Source organism: Pseudoprevotella muciniphila (assembly GCF_003265305.2).
Classification (GTDB): domain Bacteria; phylum Bacteroidota; class Bacteroidia; order Bacteroidales; family Bacteroidaceae; genus Alloprevotella; species Alloprevotella muciniphila.
Genome location: NZ_CP033459.1, coordinates 723,246 through 742,886, shown reverse-complemented (window position 1 = coordinate 742,886; position 19,641 = coordinate 723,246). Strand labels below are relative to the sequence as shown.

General features: G+C 46.9%; 22 protein-coding genes and 1 tRNA gene. 15 read left to right on the top strand and 8 right to left on the bottom strand.

Features of this window, described 5'->3' with window-relative positions; all coding sequences use genetic code 11:
* Positions 1–10 precede the first annotated feature (10 nt).
* The 12 genes from C7Y71_RS03100 (at position 11) to C7Y71_RS03045 (ending at position 11,704) form a co-directional block, all read left to right on the top strand.
* Complete coding sequence (locus C7Y71_RS03100; protein WP_111898615.1) at positions 11–871, top strand: hypothetical protein; 861 nt, start codon at positions 11–13, stop codon at positions 869–871.
* A 44-nt stretch (positions 872–915) separates the two neighbouring features.
* Positions 916–1,482, top strand: coding sequence for a hypothetical protein (locus C7Y71_RS03095; protein WP_111898616.1), 567 nt, complete (start codon positions 916–918; stop codon positions 1,480–1,482).
* 166 nt (positions 1,483–1,648) lie between these two features.
* Positions 1,649–2,671: a virulence RhuM family protein gene (locus C7Y71_RS03090; RefSeq protein WP_111898617.1), complete on the top strand. Its 1,023-nt coding sequence runs from the start codon at positions 1,649–1,651 to the stop codon at positions 2,669–2,671.
* 258 nt (positions 2,672–2,929) lie between these two features.
* Positions 2,930–3,568, top strand: coding sequence for a hypothetical protein (locus C7Y71_RS03085; RefSeq protein ID WP_146739437.1), 639 nt, complete (start codon positions 2,930–2,932; stop codon positions 3,566–3,568).
* 205 nt (positions 3,569–3,773) lie between these two features.
* On the top strand, positions 3,774–4,328 hold the full coding sequence (locus C7Y71_RS03080; RefSeq protein ID WP_111898619.1) for a 30S ribosomal protein S16: 555 nt from the start codon (positions 3,774–3,776) through the stop codon (positions 4,326–4,328).
* Between the two features lie 371 nt (positions 4,329–4,699).
* Entirely contained in the window at positions 4,700–6,643 is a 1,944-nt protein-coding gene (thrS, locus tag C7Y71_RS03075; protein ID WP_111898620.1) for a threonine--tRNA ligase, read from the top strand.
* A gap of 66 nt (positions 6,644–6,709) precedes the next feature.
* The gene (gene infC, locus C7Y71_RS03070) at positions 6,710–7,351 is read left to right on the top strand and encodes a translation initiation factor IF-3 (protein WP_111898621.1); all 642 of its coding nucleotides are present in this window, start codon (positions 6,710–6,712) and stop codon (positions 7,349–7,351) included.
* Between the two features lie 82 nt (positions 7,352–7,433).
* Entirely contained in the window at positions 7,434–7,631 is a 198-nt protein-coding gene (gene rpmI / locus C7Y71_RS03065) for a 50S ribosomal protein L35 (protein ID WP_111898622.1), read from the top strand.
* A gap of 129 nt (positions 7,632–7,760) precedes the next feature.
* Entirely contained in the window at positions 7,761–8,108 is a 348-nt protein-coding gene (rplT, locus tag C7Y71_RS03060) for a 50S ribosomal protein L20 (RefSeq protein ID WP_111898623.1), read from the top strand.
* 126 nt (positions 8,109–8,234) lie between these two features.
* Positions 8,235–9,008, top strand: a complete 774-nt coding sequence (locus C7Y71_RS03055; RefSeq protein ID WP_111898624.1) for an SGNH/GDSL hydrolase family protein — start codon at positions 8,235–8,237, stop codon at positions 9,006–9,008.
* Between the two features lie 22 nt (positions 9,009–9,030).
* Positions 9,031–10,560 carry an MBOAT family O-acyltransferase gene (locus C7Y71_RS03050; RefSeq protein ID WP_111898625.1) on the top strand — a complete coding sequence of 510 codons (1,530 nt, stop codon included), beginning with the start codon at positions 9,031–9,033 and terminating at the stop codon, positions 10,558–10,560.
* A gap of 34 nt (positions 10,561–10,594) precedes the next feature.
* Positions 10,595–11,704, top strand: a complete 1,110-nt coding sequence (locus C7Y71_RS03045) for an SGNH/GDSL hydrolase family protein (RefSeq protein WP_111898626.1) — start codon at positions 10,595–10,597, stop codon at positions 11,702–11,704.
* 83 nt (positions 11,705–11,787) lie between these two features.
* Here the strand turns inward: C7Y71_RS03045 and C7Y71_RS03040 are convergent.
* The 3 genes from C7Y71_RS03040 to C7Y71_RS03030 form a co-directional block, all read right to left on the bottom strand.
* Positions 11,788–11,870: transfer RNA gene (locus tag C7Y71_RS03040), tRNA-Tyr, on the bottom strand.
* Positions 11,871–11,887: 17 nt separating this feature from the next.
* Positions 11,888–12,388 (bottom strand): 6,7-dimethyl-8-ribityllumazine synthase, encoded by a 501-nt coding sequence (gene ribH, locus C7Y71_RS03035; RefSeq protein WP_111898627.1) that lies wholly within the window; start codon positions 12,386–12,388, stop codon positions 11,888–11,890.
* Positions 12,389–12,474: 86 nt separating this feature from the next.
* Entirely contained in the window at positions 12,475–13,302 is an 828-nt protein-coding gene (locus tag C7Y71_RS03030; protein ID WP_111898669.1) for a tetratricopeptide repeat protein, read from the bottom strand.
* Between the two features lie 226 nt (positions 13,303–13,528).
* Here C7Y71_RS03030 and recF point away from each other — a divergent pair, with 226 nt between their 5' ends.
* From recF to C7Y71_RS03015, 3 genes are read left to right on the top strand one after another with little or no spacing between them, the layout of a single operon-like run.
* Positions 13,529–14,641, top strand: a complete 1,113-nt coding sequence (recF, locus tag C7Y71_RS03025; RefSeq protein ID WP_111898628.1) for a DNA replication/repair protein RecF — start codon at positions 13,529–13,531, stop codon at positions 14,639–14,641.
* The gene (locus C7Y71_RS03020; RefSeq protein ID WP_111898629.1) at positions 14,638–14,928 is read left to right on the top strand and encodes a DUF721 domain-containing protein; all 291 of its coding nucleotides are present in this window, start codon (positions 14,638–14,640) and stop codon (positions 14,926–14,928) included. The genes recF and C7Y71_RS03020 overlap by 4 nt, the downstream gene beginning before the upstream one ends.
* 36 nt (positions 14,929–14,964) lie before the next feature.
* Complete coding sequence (locus C7Y71_RS03015) at positions 14,965–15,324, top strand: hypothetical protein (RefSeq protein ID WP_111898630.1); 360 nt, start codon at positions 14,965–14,967, stop codon at positions 15,322–15,324.
* A gap of 74 nt (positions 15,325–15,398) precedes the next feature.
* Here the strand turns inward: C7Y71_RS03015 and lysA are convergent, their stop codons facing one another.
* The 5 genes from lysA to C7Y71_RS02990 form a co-directional block, all read right to left on the bottom strand.
* Positions 15,399–16,514, bottom strand: a complete 1,116-nt coding sequence (gene lysA / locus C7Y71_RS03010) for a diaminopimelate decarboxylase (protein ID WP_111898631.1) — start codon at positions 16,512–16,514, stop codon at positions 15,399–15,401.
* On the bottom strand, positions 16,511–17,833 hold the full coding sequence (locus tag C7Y71_RS03005) for an aspartate kinase (RefSeq protein ID WP_111898632.1): 1,323 nt from the start codon (positions 17,831–17,833) through the stop codon (positions 16,511–16,513). Before C7Y71_RS03005 ends, lysA begins: the two co-directional genes overlap by 4 nt.
* A 62-nt stretch (positions 17,834–17,895) precedes the next feature.
* Positions 17,896–18,510, bottom strand: coding sequence for a bifunctional phosphoribosyl-AMP cyclohydrolase/phosphoribosyl-ATP diphosphatase HisIE (gene hisIE / locus C7Y71_RS03000; protein ID WP_111898633.1), 615 nt, complete (start codon positions 18,508–18,510; stop codon positions 17,896–17,898).
* A gap of 259 nt (positions 18,511–18,769) precedes the next feature.
* Entirely contained in the window at positions 18,770–19,180 is a 411-nt protein-coding gene (locus C7Y71_RS02995; protein WP_111898634.1) for a hypothetical protein, read from the bottom strand.
* Between the two features lie 123 nt (positions 19,181–19,303).
* Positions 19,304–19,600, bottom strand: a complete 297-nt coding sequence (locus tag C7Y71_RS02990; RefSeq protein WP_111898635.1) for a DUF6804 family protein — start codon at positions 19,598–19,600, stop codon at positions 19,304–19,306.
* Positions 19,601–19,641: the final 41 nt, after the last annotated feature.

Genomic DNA, 19,641 nt, shown 5'->3' with positions numbered 1-19,641 from the left:
CAACAAAACCATGAATACAATCAGAAAAAATATTGCAAAACTCCTTGCACTGACGCTGTTGCTCACCCTGACCTTTTCCTGCGAGCGATTCAACAGAAATAACCTCGAAAAAGCCATTGCAGAAATGAACAAAGAATGTCCGCAGAGAATGGAAGGCATGGGCACATTCCTCGGAGGAGAACTCAAAGAAAATATGGTCATCTTCAAATACAAATTCATACAAGAAAACTTCGAACTCGTAAAAGACGGATGGAAGTCGAGAAGCAAGGAGGAAAGTACCGAGATGATGGCAATGAGTTTTGTGTCGCAAGCGAAGGAAAACAAATCTACGGCAAGAGTCGTTGATCAAATACTCAACGCAGGTTGTGGACTCAGATTGCAATATGCAGGTGAAGACAATGATGCCGACAAGGTAATAATAGAGATAAGCAACGAACAACTCAGGAAGGCAAAACTGGAATACGCCAATGCCACACCCGAAGAAATGGCTCTCAAGGCGGTGAAAGCACAAATCAGCAACACCAAGGCACGTCTGCCTGAAAAAGTGGATGAAATGACGCAAATGGTGGACTGCGAACTTCAGGAGGGCTATGTTGTGATGACCTACGAAGTGGACGACACCAAAGTGGATTTCAGTATTCTCGAAGCACAGAAGGACAACATCAAGAAGAGCATCTTTGCAGAGAGCGAACTCAGCGACCAAATGAAAGGCGCAGCATTCGAAGACTACAGAAAGGCTGATCTCGGAGTAAAATATATCTACAAAGCCAAAAAGGCCGGCAGGTCTCTCGAAATTAAGTTTGAATCGCACGAACTACCAAGAGCCACTCAAGCCTCAAGCAAAATAAGGATGAACAGGATAAACCGTTAGTAAGCGGACAGCAAAAAACAGTCTGAAAAAAGAACAGCAAAACGATGAAGAAACTATTAAGCGTGCTGTTACTCGGCACAATGACGCTCAGCACAATATACGCGCAGAAAAACCTGCCAGCAGGGATGCGCGTGGAAGTGGCAGAGGCAGAGACCGACCACGGCGAGTACAGCATCTTTACATATCAAGACAGCGAAGATGTCGGCACCTTCGGCTACTACCTCAGTCTGGGGCGCATCACCGACTTCCTCGGGGCAGACGAAATTCTCGGTATGGAGGTGAAGAACCTGCACGAGGTAACCATACGTCTTGGTGCTACAACCAACGAAGCACTCGCCACCATCGAAGCCATCCTCGAACTCTACGACAAAGACCTCGGTACCACAGTAGAATTCCCCGGACGAGCCGCCACCAGCGGCTTCCGCCTCGGCGACCCCGTCACGGCCTCATGCACGGTGGTAAGGAAACCGATAGGAGGCAAACGTCTGCAGTTCATCTTCCCGGAAGGCAAACGCCAAGGCAGGGCATACCTCTCAAAGTCAACACTCAAGGAACTAATGACAAACTTCAAGTTCGACATAAAACTACACCCAAAACAGCATCGCAAGTAATAATTACAAGTGTCGCGCCGCAGAAAATAAAATCCTGCCGCTTGGACTTACGTGGCAATAATCCGTGTGATTTGTGTAATTCGTGGTTCATTTTTATCAAATGACAGATTAGTGGTAATTACATAAACTATAAACGCGCAGCGAAAATAATAAGTAGTGTTTTAGAATGGAAAGAAGAGAAATAAGAAATAGCACAGCAGAGTTCCTTATCTTCCAGATAGAAGGAAAGCAGCAAGGCATAGAAGTATATTATAAGGACAAAACCGTATGGTGTACACAGAAAGCCATGAGCATACTTTTCGACTGTTCTACGGACAATGTGGGTGTGCATTTACAGAATATCTACGAAACACAAGAACTGAGCAAGGAGGCAACTACCGAGAAAATTTCGGTAGTTCGACAAGAAGGAAACAGAAATGTTAATCGTACGCTTCAATTCTACAATCTCGATGCAGTAATAAGCGTAGGCTATCGCGTCAATTCAATACGAGCAACACAGTTCCGCCAGTGGGCAACGAGCGTTCTGCGAGATTATGCCATTCGGGGATATGTCATCGACCGAAAGCGGATGGAGAACGGCACATTTCTCGATGAAGACTATTTCGAGCACCTCTTGGCAGAAATCAGGGAAATACGTCTCTCCGAGCGTCGCTTCTATCAGAAACTGACCGATATTTATGCTACAGCCATAGACTATAATCGCGATGCACCCACAACACGGCAGTTCTTCAAGGTGATGCAGAACAAGATGCATTATGCCGTTCATGGGCATACGGCAGCAGAACTGATTGTAGAGCGGGCAGATGCAGAGCAAGAGCACATGGGGCTGACCACGTGGGAGAACGCACCGGACGGAAAAATAGTAAAGACAGATGTCTCAATTGCCAAAAACTACTTGAAACAGGCGGAACTGTCTGACATGGGACAACTCGTGAACGGTGTGCTCGAACTCGCAGAGCGCATGGCTAAGCGGCATGTTCCCATGACAATGGAGGACTGGGCAAAGCAGATAGACACCATCTTGGCTGCCGGAGGCAATGACATCCTGCAAAACGCAGGAAACATAACTGCCGAACAAGCAAAAGAACATGCCGAAACTGAATTCGAAAAATACCGAATAATCCAAGACCGCCTCTTCCAAAGCGATTTCGACAAGTTCTTGAGCGAATTGCCGTACATCGAAGAGTAAATACTCAAAACCCATCTTAAAGTAATCGAGTCTGACAACTTAAGAAAATATCAAAAAAAAATCTTATGATTTTGCATATTGAAAGTTAGTAAGTAAATAAATTTGCAATTGATATTGGGTCTTACCCATTAAAACATACGAAGCGTTATGCTTTTATGGTGGTACGACCCTTTTCCATATCCAACAATCTACGGGCAACAAGGTCATCATTCAGTATGAAGTGAAGGACAACCCAGTTGTTCCTTCTTTCCAACTAGAATGGACTTTCCCAGACGATATGGATCAGGACGAAATGATGGCTGTTATGGCTATGGATATGCAGAAGAAGATGATGCAAATGAATTATTCGTGATTTATATAGATAAAAGGATTGTAATCTTATTTGATATGGCAACATTTATATTAATGATAGCAATCATAGTGATATGCGGATTGTTGTTTGGTAAAGCCGATACTAAAAAGGAATTGCTTAATCAGGTTGGACTTGATTTAAGCGAGAACAATTGCAAAAATAAAAAGGAAAACGAGTTTCGCAAGTATTCCATAAAAGCCATGAAAGCTGTCGTTGACTTGGACTATTATAATGCCAGAAACGAGAAGGAATTCTTGACGTTTTTATCTGACAAGTTAGACTTAGCTCAAGGCCGGTATGTTGATGACGATTTTGGTGGTAGTAAATACGAATCTCTTAATCTCGGAGTAAAAACAAATTATGTCAAACATGCAGAAAGGGTAATATATAGACGTGAAATGGATATTAAAAAAGGTAATGATTCACCTTTGTCAAAAAGTGTCGTGTTCTCTGACAAGAAAAGTGCGAAAAAATATTGTGAGTTGCTTTGGGAGAAATACCAGTATCCTTGGCCAGAGAATTGGCTTCAAAAAGATGGAATGTAAATTAAGAAGTATAATTATCTGCTATCAGTTTTTCTCTTTAATCCTTAAATTGATTTACTAAATCGGTTTTCAAGGGACGACCTAAAATGTTGTGCGCGTAAGAAAATTTCTCCAACCCTTTTCCCAATTCCAAAAAAATCACTACCTTTGCGCCGCCGTTACGAGATAGCGGTTAATTCAAACCTATTAAAACAACAAAAAACAAATGGCAACTAAAATCAGATTGCAGCGTCGCGGACACAAAGGATATGCTTTCTACAGCATCGTTATCGCCGACGCAAGAGCACCACGTGATGGTAAATTTACTGAAAAGATCGGTACTTACAACCCTAACACCGATCCCGCCACAGTAGATTTGAATTTTGAACGCGCACTTTATTGGCTCGAGGCCGGCGCGCAGCCCACTGACACCGTTCGCAACATCCTCTCCAAGGAAGGCGTACTCCTCATGAAGCACCTCAAGGGTGGCGTGAAGAAGGGCGCATTCGACGAAGCAGCCGCACAGGCTAAGTTCGACGCATGGAAGAAGGAACGCGACGAGAAAAATGCTGCAGCAAAGGGCAAGGTAGCCGCTGAAAAGAAAGCAGATGCCGACGCACGCCTCGCTGCCGAAAAGAAAGTGAACGAAGAAATCGCAAAGAAAGTGGCTGAAAAGAAAGCCGCTGAGCACGCAGCAGAAGCAGAAGCCGAAGCAGCCGAAGCAGCCGAAACAGCAGAAGCTCCCGCAGAGGAAACAACAGAAGCCCCTGCAGAAGCATAAACCCGCTTGCTTTCAAAATTCCAAAAGGAGAGAGCCCGAGCAGGGTTTTCTCCTTACTTTTTCTGTTGTTGATTCAACTTTCTGAAGTTGTCGAAGTTATCGAAGTTAAAGAAGTTAACGACGATAGTGTTGGACCAAAATAACAGAAGAAAGAAGAAGGAACAAGAAGCAGAAGAAAAAGCTAACGTCGTTAACTTCGAGCGAAGCGAATAACTTCACTAACTTCGTTAACTTCAAAGAGAAAGAGGCAATATCGTCAACTTCAAGCAAGTGAAACTTGCGAAACTTGATTTATTGACAAAAATTACGTACTTTTGCGAGATATTTTGAAAAAATAGATAGACAACATAAAACAGAATAAATAATACATTATGATTAAAATAACATTCCCCGACGGCAACGTGCGCGAATACGAAAGCGGCGTAACCGGTTTGCAGATAGCCGAGAGCATCTCGCCCAGACTGGCACAGGATGTGCTCGCATGTGGTGTGAACGGCGAAACGAGAGAACTCAACCGCCCCATCAATGAGGACGCTACAATCAACCTCTACAAATGGGATGACCCCGAAGGAAAGCACGCCTTCTGGCACACCAGCTCGCACCTCATGGCAGAAGCCATGCAGGAACTCTGGCCAGGCACACAGTTCGGCATAGGACCCGCCATCGAAAACGGCTTCTACTACGACGTGATGCCCCCCGAAGGTGTAACCATCAAGGAGGAGGACTTCCCAAAAATAGAGAAGAAGATGCAGGAACTCCAGCAGAAGAAGGAAGCACTCGTCAGGGAGGATATCTCAAAGACTGACGCCATCAAGTTCTTCGACCAGAGAGGACAGCACTACAAGAACGAACTCATAGCCGACCTCGAAGACGGTACCATCACCACCTACACGCAGGGCAGTTTCACTGACCTCTGCCGTGGTCCGCACCTCATGACAACGGCACCCATCAAGGCTATCAAGGTAACCGCATGCTCGTCAGCCTATTGGCGTGGCGACGAAAAGCGCCCGCAGATGACGCGCGTCTATGGCATTACCTTCCCCAAGAAGAAAATGCTCGACGAATACCTGCAGATGATAGAGGAAGCCAAGCGTCGCGACCACCGAAAGATAGGTAAGGAAATGGAACTCTTCATGTTCTCCGAACTCGTAGGGAAGGGACTCCCCATGTGGCTGCCGAAAGGCACCACACTGCGCCTGCTCCTCGAGGATTTCCTCAAGAAAATACAGAAACGCTTCGGCTATCAGCAGGTCATGACACCACATATCGGCTCGAAGAACCTCTACGTTACCAGCGGACACTATGCCAAGTATGGCAAGGATTCGTTCCAGCCTATACATACACCCGAAGAAGGGGAGGAGTACATGCTCAAACCGATGAACTGCCCCCACCACTGCGCCATCTATGCCTCGAAACCACGTTCGTACAAGGACCTGCCACTGCGCCTCGCTGAGTTCGGCACGGTATATCGCTACGAGCAGAGCGGCGAACTCCACGGACTGACCCGTGTGCGCGGATTTACGCAGGACGACGCACACATCTTCTGCCGCCCCGAACAGGTGAAGGGCGAGTTCCTTCGTGTGATGGATATCATCATGATTATCTTCCGGGCACTCAACTTCCAGAACTATGAGGCGCAAATCTCACTCCGCGACCGTGAGAACCGCGAGAAATACATCGGAACGGACGAAAACTGGGAAAAGGCAGAACGTGCCATCATCGAGGCTTGCGAAGAAAAAGGACTGCCTGCAAAAATAGAATACGGAGAAGCCGCATTCTACGGACCAAAACTCGACTTCATGGTCAAGGACGCACTCGGACGCCGTTGGCAACTTGGTACCATACAGGTGGACTACAACCTCCCAGAGCGCTTCCAACTCGAATATACAGGAACGGACAACCAGAAGCATCGTCCCGTTATGATACACCGTGCACCTTTCGGTTCTATGGAGCGCTTCGTGGCTGTACTCATTGAGCACACCGCAGGCAAGTTCCCGCTCTGGCTCATGCCCGACCAGGCTGTCGTACTGCCCATCTCCGACAAATTCAACGACTATGCACAGCAAGTGCGCCGGCAACTCGAAGACCTCGGCGTTCGTGCAGCCGTTGATGACAGAAGCGAAAAAATAGGACGAAAAATCCGCGACAACGAAATCAAACACATACCATACCTGCTCATCGTCGGCGAAAAAGAAGTGGAAAACAATACCATTTCTGTCAGAAAACAAGGCGAAGGAGACCAGGGAAGCATGAAAGTGGAAGATTTTGCCAAGAAAATCAACGATTTGGTTGCGGAAATGACAAAAAACTACTAATTTTGCAGCCGCAAATAAATTCAAAAATAATTCTGCACGCAAAAAAGCAATTCTACGACACAGAGAATGAAGAACGACAAAACGAAGTTACGCTACAACGTCAACGGGCAAATCAGAGCACGCGAAGTGCGAATCGTAGGTGACGACATAGCATCAACAGTGATGACAACAGAGCAGGCTATACAACTCGCAGAGCAGAAAGGCCTCGACCTCGTGGAAATCTCACCTAATGCCGACCCACCCGTATGTCGCATCATCGACTATTCGAAGTTCCTCTATCAGCAAAAAAAGCGTCAGAAGGAAATGAAGGCAAAGCAGGTCAAGGTGGATGTCAAGGAAATCAGATTCGGACCGCAAACCGACGACCACGACTACAACTTCAAACTCAAGCATGCAAAAGGATTCCTCTCCGAAGGCGACAAAGTAAAAGCGTACGTATTCTTCCGCGGAAGGAGCATCCTCTTCAAGGAACAAGGAGAAGTGCTGCTACTGCGTTTTGCCAACGACCTCGAAGAATACGGAAAGGTGGAGCAAATGCCTAAACTCGAAGGCAAACGCATGACCATCTTCATCTCGCCAAAGAAAATTCAGGCAAAGAAAGATGCGCTAGTGCAGAGACCTGTCGAAGAAAGAGTAGCCAAGGCGGCTCCAAAACAGAAGGCCAAAAAGGAATACACCGGACCTAAAGTTGAAGGCGAAGACTTCTGACTGAATAAATAGAAATGCGCGCGTTGCGTCCGGTATCTCACGCAACCGCCTGTAATAATAACAATTAATAAATAAAAAGAAAATGCCAAAAGTTAAAACAAATTCCGGAGCAAAGAAACGTTTCACGCTCACAGGAACAGGTAAGATTAAAAGACAACACGCTTACCACAGTCACATCCTGACAAAGAAGACAAAGAAGCAAAAACGTAACCTAGACCACGCAGACCTCGTTGACTCAACGAACAAGCGTCAGGTACGCGAACTCCTTTGCCTGCGTTAATCCAAACGGGAAAAGACTGTAAAAAGAGAACTGGATTTTAATCAAAACAAACTTTTAATCTGAATGCACAGCCAGAAAGTCCGGTAAAAAAACGAACCGCCGGCGCTGACATTCGTAAAAAACAAAATTATGCCAAGATCAGTAAATCACGTTGCTTCAAGAGCAAAAAGAAAAAGAATTCTGAAACTCACGCGCGGTTATTATGGCGCACGTAAGAATGTTTGGACCGTTGCTAAAAACACATGGGAAAAAGGTCTCACTTATGCATACCGCGATCGTAGAAATAAAAAGCGCAATTTCCGTGCACTGTGGATACAGCGTATCAATGCGGCTGCACGCCTCGAAGGTATGTCATATTCACAACTCATGGGTGCCCTCCACAAAGCAGGAGTGGAAATCAGCCGTAAAGTCCTCGCAGACCTCGCTGTAAACAACCCTGCGGCTTTCAAGGCCATCATTGACAAAGTAAAAAAATAAAAATAATAACGACTCTGCGATGCAGAGGATAAAAAAAGGGATAAACTTATAACATCCCTATAAGATTTACATAAAGATAGGGACATGGCCTTGTTTATCATGGTTGTGCCCCTTTTTTCTATTTGAATGAAACCCTATCTGAAAGTAATACTCACACTTGCGCTACCCATCGCTGCATTCATCGCCTTCATGGCGATGCCCGACGATGTGGAGTTCTTTGGCGAAAAGATACAAAAGGTAAAACTCTTCGATGACGAAGAGACCGTCTTGATGGAAGACTCTATGGTGGCATCAACACCTGCTGATACCGCAGATGTTTTCCAAGTGGATACCACTAAAAAGCGCATCCTGCTCTTTGGAGATTCTATGGTAGGAGTGCTTCGCAAGCATTTCAGTAACTATTGTTCACAGAATGGAGATACGCTCTTCTCTGCAGTGTGGTACAGTTCCGGTTCCAGGCATTGGGCAAAGACTGACACCCTGGAGCATTTCATCAATCTCTACAAGCCGGACTATCTCATGATTTGCCTCTGCTCAAACGAACTCTTCCGCCGCGACCTCGATGAACGCGACAAGGACATCAAGACCATCATCGACAAGATGAATCGTCAGAACCTGCCATTTATATGGGTAAGTCCACCAAACTGGAAGAAAGACAAGGGTATCACTGACCTGATTCTTAAAAACGTAGGAGCGAGTCGTTTCTTCGACAGCAGGGAACTTGTGCTGCCGAGAATCTCTGATGGAGCACACCCGACGGTAAAAGGCGGCATTATGTGGGTGGATACGCTCACAAAATGGTTGGCAAGCCCGCAATGCGCCTATCCCATACGAATGGAGAAACCCGAGAAAGAATATAAGCCTGGTGCTGTGACACACCTCTCTCCGCCAAAGAGTTGAAAGTATTATTCCAAAATAGAAGATGTTACAAAGTCTTATCCATTTTCTGACAACACCAAACGAAATCGTACAGTTCTGCACCGTACAGTTCTGGCTGATGTTCGTGCTATTCCTCATCGTTTATGCATTCATCTACTGGCGCGAGGCGAAGTCGTTGCAGAAGAGTCTGCGTGAAGGGCAAACCACTGACATTACTCCTTTCTGGGCGAAAACCCAAAACTGGCGGTTAGCATACGTCATAGCCTTCAGCCTCTTCTTCTTCTGGAAGGCAAACGGCTGGGTAATGGTGCTTTTACCAGTTACGGCTCTCGCCACATGGACAGTCACCCGTTGGATGGAAACCATAGAAAGTAGGAACGCAAAAAAATGGCTTCTCGCGCTAAATGTCATACTCAACCTCCTGCCACTGCTCTATTTCAAGTACGCAAATTTCCTTTTAGTAAATTTCGCGCAACTTGTACAGACCAATTTCAATCCGCTCGACATAGCACTGCCCATAGGCATCAGTTTCTATACCTTCCAGGGCATCAGTTATGCAGTGGATGTCTATCGCGGAAAATTCACGGAACGGGTTTCTTTCCTCAGTTATCTCTTTTATCTCTCGTTCTTCCCGCTGTTGCTTGCAGGACCCATCACCCGTGCCGGCACACTCTTCCCACAACTGAAACGGACCACGCGCATCAGCGAAACGACGGCCTGTTATGGCATCTTCCTGATTATCCTCGGACTGATTAAGAAAGGTGTAGTGGCAGACTATCTCGCCACATACAACAACCTTGTGTTCGATATGCCTGCCACATATTCAGGATTTGAAAACATGATGGCTGTGCTCGGATATACCGTACAAATCTATTTCGACTTCAGTGGATACAGCGACCTGAGCATAGGCATTGCGGCAGTACTCGGCATAAGACTCAGGGACAACTTCAATATGCCTTATCAGTCGCTCAACCTCACCGAATTCTGGCGCAGATGGCACATATCGCTCTCCACATGGTTCAGAGACTATTTCTACATCCCACTCGGCGGAAACAGAAAGGGCAATGCGCGGACCTATCTCAACTGCTTCCTGACTATGCTCCTCGCAGGCGTGTGGCATGGTGCTTCGTGGATGTTCGTCATCTGGGGAGCGCTCCACGGATTAGGACTCGTAGTTCATAAATTCTGCAAGAAACATGGACTCGACAAATTGCCCAAGAATGTTTGGACAAAGTTTACTGCATGGACCATCACCATGCTCTATGTCATGGTGGCATGGGTGTTCTTCAGAGCCGCGAACCTGCAAGATGCTTCCGCAGTCTTCACAAAGATTTTTACAGATTTCGACTGGGCATACCTCCCGCCGTTCGTAGAGAAAAGAACACTCTGCTTCATCCTGATTGTATTGTCGTTCCTACTATTCGCGGTAAGGAGAAAAACTATGGACAGGCTGGCAGCAAGATTTATCCTCATGCCATGGCCCGTCAAGTCGATTCTCTTCCTCATCATCGTACAAATCATGCTGCAACTTCAGCAAGGCAGCGTGGCACCGCTCCTGTACGCTGAATTCTGAAAAACTTAGAACAATAAAGATAAATCTGATAATTATGGCAAAAATTTCAAGAATAGCAATTCTGGCGATGCTTTTTTCCTTAGCGTCGTTCTGCAAGGCACAAACCCTAATCACGCCCGATAACGACAAACTCGTATATGTGGGGCGCGTATGTACAGCAAATCCAAGTGCATACACATGGTCATATCCCGGAGTGCAGATACATGCAGTAGTAGAAGGAACGTCCACGGTCAGCATAAGGACAAAGGCGAAGTGTGGCGACTTTATGGTGGAAATCGATGACCGCGAGCCCTATAAGATTAAAGTGGGAGAGGGCAGTGGCACCGGACTGAATCTGGCTGAAACACTCGTCGCGAAAAATCTCGACAAAGGACAGCATAGACTGACACTGACCTACGTCGTGGAAGGCTTGACGCTGAAACCTGTGTTCTACGGCTTACTGCTCGAAAGAGAAGGACGACTCGCAGAACAACTGCCACAACTGCCGGAACGTAAGATAGAATTCATCGGCAACAGCATCACCTGCTCGCTCGGTATAGAATATCCCGAACCGGGAAATCCGAAATCATCATTTGCCAACGAAAACCAGTACTATTCCTATGAAGCCATAGCATGCCGAGAACTCAATGCGCAATGCTTCGTCGTGGCGCGTTCAGGCATTGGTGTATATCGAAATAGCGGCGGGAAACCCGCTGGCGACAAAGATGTATTACCCGCATATTACCCATACACTCACTTCCAACTTGGTGGAGACAGATGGGACTTCAGTCGCTTCACCCCCGACGTGGTTTGCATAAACCTCGGAACGAACGACACCTCCAATCCCTCATATTCTGTTGATCTCCTCGCTAAAGGCTACGACAATTTCCTCAAGACCATACGAGGCAACTACCCAAATGCAAAAATCGTCCTCCTTACAGGAACGATGAGAGTAGGGCAGCGCCTCGCCGACATGAAAACCGCACAAAAGCGTGCAATAGAATGGGCAAACCAACGTGGCGACAACGAAATCTATCGCCTCGATTTCACACCTGCAGACGGCTCCCTCGGATACGGACAGTACAAACACCCGTCAGCCCGACAGCACCAGCAAATGGCAAAAGAACTCGTTCCCTTCCTGAGAAATATTATGAATTGGGAGTGAACACTCTTATGCAAAAAAGGACAGAAAGTCCAAGTGTAGATATTATACCAAAAAAGAACGTCAAAGCCTGACGTTCTTTTTTGTGGGCAAAGATGGATTCGAACCACCGAAGGCGAAAGCCAGCAGATTTACAGTCTGCCCCATTTGTCCACTCTGGTATTTGCCCTTATTGCGACTGCAAAATTACTCCAAATTTTCCAAACTCCAAACAAAATCCACCATTTTTATTGCAGTGAGCGCAAATTCTTCGCCCTTGTTTCCTGCCGAACCTCCGCAGCGGTCAAGAGCCTGTTGGTGGTCGTTGACGGTCAGAACACCATAAATCACCGGCACGTCCGACTCTGTGTTCAACTCTGCCAACCCTTGAGTAACTCCCGAGCAGATATAGTCGAAGTGGGGGGTGTCGCCCCGAATGACACAACCTATGGCGATAATGGCATCCGCCATAGTACTATCCTTCATGCATGCAGCGCCATATACCAGTTCGAAAGAGCCCGGTACATGCTTCACGAGGATGTTCTCCTCCTTGGCACCATATCTTTTCAGTGTGTTAACGGCATTCTCCAAGAGGTTGTCCGTGATGTCGTTATTCCACTCGCTAACCACGATGCCAAATTGCATTTCTGAAGCATCGGGAATGGTATTTACCTGATTTGCTGTAAATTTGAAGTCCTTTGCTGACATAATCTCCAAAAGTTATTTAATAAAAAAAGTGAAAAACAGTTTGGCGCGAACCAACCAGTCTTTCACTTTCTATATTGTTTTCCTTATTATTTTACCAACTCAATCAGACCATCGATGATGGGCTCCGTAAAGGTGCCGTTCATGTTCTGTGGCTGGCAGTAGGTTGATTTGGGATAGTCTTTCTTCACCTGAGTGTAGATTTCAAGAGCACCCTTCTTGTTGTTCTGGCTTTCCAGAAGTTTACCGGCGTCAACGAGATATTGTGCGCTTGCCACGTCTTCATTTGCCAATTCTGCTGCCTTCTTGAGCGTTTCTACAGCCTTGTCCACCTGATTGTTGCCGGCGTAAGCATGACCCAAAGCAGCCACTATGGCAGGCGAAATAGTCTTGTCGCTCTGAGGAGTGAAGTCCTCAAGCCACTTGATGGCTTCCTTGTAGTTGCCCATCTTGTGGTAGATGATGCCCACCTGACCCTTCGCAAGGTTGGAAGCATCTGTCATGGAATAGTTGTTTGCAACCTTGATGTAGCCAGGAAACTTGGCTTCGCCCTTGAGTGCTTTGTTGTACATGTCTGTGGCTTGCTTCTTCATGTCTGCCACCTGCTTCTTCACTGTGCTGTCGGCACCTGTGGTGTCGTTGGCCATTTGTTCTTCACCCTGAGCAACCTGCTGCATCAGTTGATCGCCCTGAAGAACATACTGGATGCCCTGTGAAAGGTAACTCTGAGCCTTGTCCTCCTGAGGAGCAAGGTAGAGGTACTTGAATGCCAACCAACCGCCCACAACCACCACGAGGGCAGCAAGGATGCCAATAATCAGTTTCTTATACTTCGTGAAGAATGCTGTTGTCGTTGCAAGAGTGTCGTTTTGTTCAACTCGAGCAGAAGGCTTTACAGCCTTGTTTTTGTTAGCCATAACTATTTTTTGTATTTCTTTTTTGCTGTTTGTGAAAATTGCACGCAAAAATACCACTTTCCAATGAATTGATAAAAGGAAATATCCTTTTTTTTATTTTTTCATTACTCTTCTCGATTGAAAAACGTAATTTTGAACCTCAAACCAGTCAATAAATAATGGAATAATAAAAAGAACATAAGACCCGGAATATCTTGGATTCTCCTAAAATTTCCTAAAAAACACCATGCTACTACAAAACATATCAATAATAAACTACAAAAACATTGAGGAGGCTGACCTCGCCTTCTCGCAAAACATAAATTGCTTTGTCGGAAAGAACGGACAGGGCAAAACGAACCTCCTCGACGCAGTGTATTATATGAGTTTCTGTAAAAGTGCCACCGGAGGAACCACCGACAGCCTGAATATCAGGCATGATGCCGACTTCGCGATGCTGCAAGCGGATTTCCTCGACGACAACGGCACGGCAGGGCGTGTAACCTGCGGCATGAAAAGGGGACAACGCAAGCATCTGAAGATCAATGGAAAAGAGTATAAACGCATCGCCGAACATGTAGGCAAGATACCTCTCGTGATGATTTCACCAATCGATTCGCTGCTCATCACTGGCGGCAGCGAAGAGAGAAGGCGATTCATGAACCAGGTCATAGCGCAGTATTCGCCCGCATACCTCGCGGCGGCAATGCACTACGACAGAATGCTCAAGCAGCGGAATGCCATCCTCAGAGCCGACGAAGAACCCGACTGGAGCATAGTGGAAGTGCTCGAGGACATGATGAGCAAAGATGCCGAAACCATTTATGCCGAAAGGAAAGCCTTTGCGGAAACTTTTGTACCTATTTTCCAGGAACTCTATAACGCGCTTTCTGCCGACGGCAAGGAAACGGTAAACATAAGTCTCAAGTCGCATGCCGAAAGGGGACCGCTCAAACCGCTACTGAAAGAAGGACGGCAAAAGGAAAGAATCGTAGGCTATACCTTGCACGGACCGCACAAGGACGACCTCGAACTCTTTGTCAACGACTTCCCCATAAAGCGCGAAGCATCGCAAGGACAGCAGAAAACGTACTTCCTCTCCATGAAACTCGCGCAATACCTCTACCTCAGAGACAAGGGCGACAAAAGGCAACCCATACTGCTGCTCGACGACATCTTCGACAAACTCGATGCAGACAGGGTGGCGAAGATAGTTGATTATGTGTCGGGCAACAATGCTTTCGGGCAAATCTTCATCAGCGACACCAACCGCGAGCACATCGATGCACTCCTCGCTTCAAGTTCAAAAACCGACTACAAACTTTTCAACGTAGCGAACGGAATAATTACAGAACAATGAAACGCAGAAACGAAACAGACATAAAGGAACTCCTGCAACTCTTCCTTCGAGAATCGCAACTCGAAACACCGCTCAACGAGTACAGGCTCATCAACTCATGGGAGAAAGTGGCAGGGAAAGTCGTGCAGCGATACACCGACGGACTGCGTATTCATAACCAGAAACTCATCGTGCGTCTGAAATCACCGGCACTCAGAAGTGACCTCATGATGCGCCGCCAGGAACTCGTCAACAAACTCAACGAAGAAGTAGGAGCAAAAGTCATATACGACATCGAATTTCACTAACCCAGGTTTACTGCAAAAAAATACAGGAATATCAAGATGAAACGAATTCTGTTCATAGTATCTTTCGCGATTTTTTGCCTCGTCCTGAACGCACAAACCGACTATTATGCACGTCAGGCAACGTCGAACCAGAATGATGCAGCGTATTATGTGAGGCAGGCGCAAGGATATGACAGGGATGCAGAAAATTATATGCGCGAGGCGGCTAACCACCTCAGAGATGCGGAATACTATCAGCGCCAGAAAAGATACGATCAGGCACAAAACTCACTTCGCAAGGCACACAGCGCAATAGAACGTGCCGACGACAGCAAGCGCCGTGCTGACAATGCACGTTCTAACGCAAAGTCATACATCCGACGCGCAGAAAATGCTCTGCGAAATGCGAAAAAGTAAGCCCCCGAACTCTCAACCGTCAACTATGCTGCAACATCGTTGCAGCCCCATCGTTGTCAATCTCAACTTTCAGTTCATTCAGCCACTTCCCCGGGCAAGTCGCGATAATTATAGGTAGAAGCCATCACGTGACCGTAGGCACCGGCAGAGCGGATGGCATAGATGTCGCCGCGTTCAGTAGCAGGAAGCATCCTGCCTTCAGCAAAAACATCGCTGCTCTCACAGATCGGACCTACCACGTCGTATGGCTCAAGCGTGGTGCTGTGTGGAGTGGTGTTCTCAATGTAATGGTAAGAACCATACATCGCCACTCTTACCAAATCTGTGAAACCGGCATCGAGAATTACGAATTTCTTCTCGTGTCCTTGCTTCACATAGAGCACCTTGGAATACAGTGTGCCGCATTGTCCCACAACGGCGCGACCCAATTCGAAATGCACCTTCTGACCTGCACGCAGTTTCAAACCGTTGCGGAATACGCTGAAATAGCCTTCAAAATCGGGTATGGGATGACCGTTAGGGTCTTCATAGTCGATGCCTAAACCGCCGCCGACGTTGATATAGGTAGTTTTGATACCTTCGCCATCGAGCATGTCCTGTAGTTCGTTGATGCGCTCGCAAAGTGGGGCAAAGAGGCTTACGTCAAGCACCTGCGAACCAATGTGGAAGTGAAGGCCGATGTAGTTGACGTGTTCCAACTTCTCGGCTTTACGAATGGCACTCACCATGTCCTCCATAGCAATGCCGAACTTGTTCTCGTTCAGCCCTGTCGTTATCTTCTCATGCGTGTGGGCGTCAACGTCGGGGTTTATGCGTAGCGCCACATTGACAGTCTTGCCCAATAGTCCTGCGCGTTCGTTGATGACTTCAAGTTCCGGCACATTTTCCACGTTGAAGCAACCGATGCCCTGACTGATGGCATAGTCGATGCCCTCGTCAGTCTTGCCGACACCGGCAAAAACAATGTTCTCAGGCTTGAAGCCGACTTCCAAGCAATGCTTAATCTCGCCTTCGCTCACACAGTCGGCACCATAGCCGCGAGAGGCTATCATGCGGCATACTGCATCGTTGTAGCAGGCTTTAATGGCATAATGCACAACGAAAGGATCGTCCTCACGAACTGCTTGTCCCATAGCATCGAGCGTGGCGCCCAACAGTTTCAAGTCGTAGTGGTAATAGGGTGTTTTCATTTAGTTTTGCTGAATAGTTTTGCTGACAGTGCTTTCAGAGCCTCTTCTTTGTTCTTTTGGTCAATCAGGAACGATATGTTGTGTTCGCTGCCGCCGTAGGAAATCATGCGGATAGGCACATTCTCGAATGCTGATGTAATGGTGGATTCGAAGCCCTTGTTGTCGCCCTTCAAGTCGCCGACAACGCAGATGATGCACAGGTTGCGGTCAACCACTACAGTGCCGCATTTCTTCAGTTCCTCAACGATGGGAGTGAGGCGGCTCACATTGTCAATCGACATCGATACACCCACCTCCGAAGTGGCAACCATGTCAATGCTTGTTTTATATTTCTCAAATATCTCAAACACATTACGAAGAAAACCCGTAGCCAGAAGCATACGCGACGATACAATTTTGATACATGTAATATTGTCTTTTGCTGCAATCGCCTTAATCTGACCCTTCACCATCTTGTTGTTGATGAGTGTGCCGGGAGCCGACGGATCCATGGTGTTGAGCAGGCGTACTGGTACGCCGGCGTAGCGGGCAGGCTGAATGCAGGTCGGGTGGAGAATCTTGGCGCCGAAATAGGCCAACTCGGCGGCTTCTTCAAAGTTTAACTGGCGAACAGGTGTAGTGCCTTCCACAAAGCGTGGGTCGTTGTTGTGCATGCCGTCGATGTCTGTCCAGATCTGGATTTCTTCCATGCGCATGGCAGCACCGATAAGGCTGGCTGTGTAGTCCGAACCACCGCGCTGCAAGTTGTCTATCTCGCCGTTGGTGTTGCGGCAGATGAAACCCTGTGTCAGGAAAATCTCCGTGTCAGGGTCGCGATCGAGCAGTGCCGTCCAATAGTCCTTAATGGGCTTCATCTGGGGCTCTTTGTCTTCGTCGATGAGCATGTAGTCAAGGGCTGGAACAAGCACCACCTTTACACCGCATTCCAACAGGTAGTTCGTTACCATGTTGGTGCTGATAATCTCGCCCTGAGCCAGAATGGCTTTCTCTACAGTGTCGTCGTAGTTGCTGCTTGAGAAAGAATGGAGATACATGAATTCGTCTTCCAGAAACTTGCGAGTCTTAGCCTTCATCTCGTCGGTGGAGTAGAGTTCTTCCACATGCTGCAGATACTTGATACGCAGGCGGTTAATCATGGCGTTCGCACTCTCGAAATTGCGCTTCTTCATGTAGTCTGAAATCTCAACGAGCGAATTTGTAGTGCCCGACATCGCACTCAGTACCACCACCTTGCGTTTGCCGTCTGTAATAAGTTTTTCTACGTCTTTCATTCTCTGCGGACTGCCAACGCTCGTGCCGCCGAATTTCATTACTCTCATTTGCCTGTACTTAGAGATCATCTTATGTTGCGTTAATTGTTGTAGTATTTCTTTTAATGCTTTTAATGCTTTTTCCAACCTGGCTTATGTCGCTTCAGCAGTTCTTCTGCAAGGTCTTCTATGCGCAATCCCTTCTCCGTGAGTAGCACAATGAGATGGTAGAGCATGTCCGAACCTTCATAAACAAGGCGTTCGTTTGTACCGTTAACGGCTTCTATCACCGCCTCGAGCGCTTCTTCGCCCACCTTCTGTGCCATGCGGTTGATGCCGTCCTTGAAAAGTGATGTGGTATAGGAGCCTTCGGGCATCTCTTCATGACGCTTCTCAATGAAATCCTGCAATTCGGTCAAAAAAAGTAAAGGATTTTGAGAATTCTCCTCGCCCCAGCAGGTGTCGTTACCCGTATGGCAGGTAGGACCGTGTGGATGTGCCTGAACGAGCAGGGTGTCATTGTCGCAGTCCACCTTAATACTGACCAACTCAAGATAATTGCCGCTTTCCTCGCCTTTTGTCCACAGTTTCTGACGCGAACGACTGAAGAAAGTAACACGACCTGTCTCCTGTGTTTTTGCATACGCCTCGGCATTCATATAGCCCAGCATAAGCACATTTTTCGTCACTGCATCCTGAACAATCGCTGGTACCAAACCGCCACATTTTTCAAAATCTATTGTCATCGTGAAGTAATTTCCAAATTTTAACGCGCAAAATTAAGAAAAAATAATGGCTTAGACAGCGGAATGTCAATAAATTGATGAAAATGCAAACTAAACGGCAGGTTTAGCCTGAAAAATGCGTATACGATAATAAAAAGGATGTTCAAAAATTAAGAATGTCGTTCTATAATGAAAGTGAATCCTGCACTAAGAATCTACTTCCTCGTCCAGTTTGTTGCGATTGTGTCGCAACCCGCAAAGTCCCAGACCACTGCCGCTCTCAATCCTCTCCGTCCTGTTCCTCTTCGTAGTTGTCATTATAGCCGTCCTCATAGCCATCGTTGTAGCCGCGTACGTAGTCGTCATGCTCCTCGCCTTCGTAACTGTTGGTGTCGTCATATCCTGCCTGCCATCCTCCTCGTGCTATGGCGTCTTCCTCGCCCATGTTGTATCCCTTTCGGCGACCTTCCTCGTATGCGGCAGAATGTCTGTTCGTTGTAGTTGTATTTGGGGCGATTTTTAACGGTTTTTCCTTTGTCTGTGTTGCTTGCGAAGTGTCGGTTGCGGTTGTGTCTTGCGCAGCAATTATAGAGTCCAGATAGGCATTGAAGTCTTCGTCTGTGTAGACAGGAACGGAGTCTGCAGCAGGAGAATTTGTTTTACTATCATTAGTGCAGCCACATCTGTTCATACATTCGGAGAGAAGAACACAAAAAAAGAGAACAAAAAAAACTTTTTCAAAGCACCCCGAACAACCAAAACCTCCGGAACTGCTATAGTCTCTCTTATAATTCATCAGCAAATCAATATTCTGTCATTTTCTTTTGCCTATGGCCCTGATAATGAGATAAAACAGCGCAAGTGCCACGATGATGTCAACGGCATTCCATAGCGTTCTGCCCAAAGAAATCTTGAAGAATGGTTGGAAGAGCAGGGCAAGGGCTGCAAACACAATGCCCCAAAAGTCGCGCCTTTGTTTGAAATAGTCGTAACTGAGGTAGGCGAAGGCTGCACACGCGGCAAACCTCACAATTTCGTAGAAACCGTAGGGCAGGTCTGCCAGACACACCAACAGAAGTACTGCGATAGCAAGTTTTAGGAGTGCTTTCATCTTTATCAAATAATTATATATGTTTTTACTATATTTGAGAT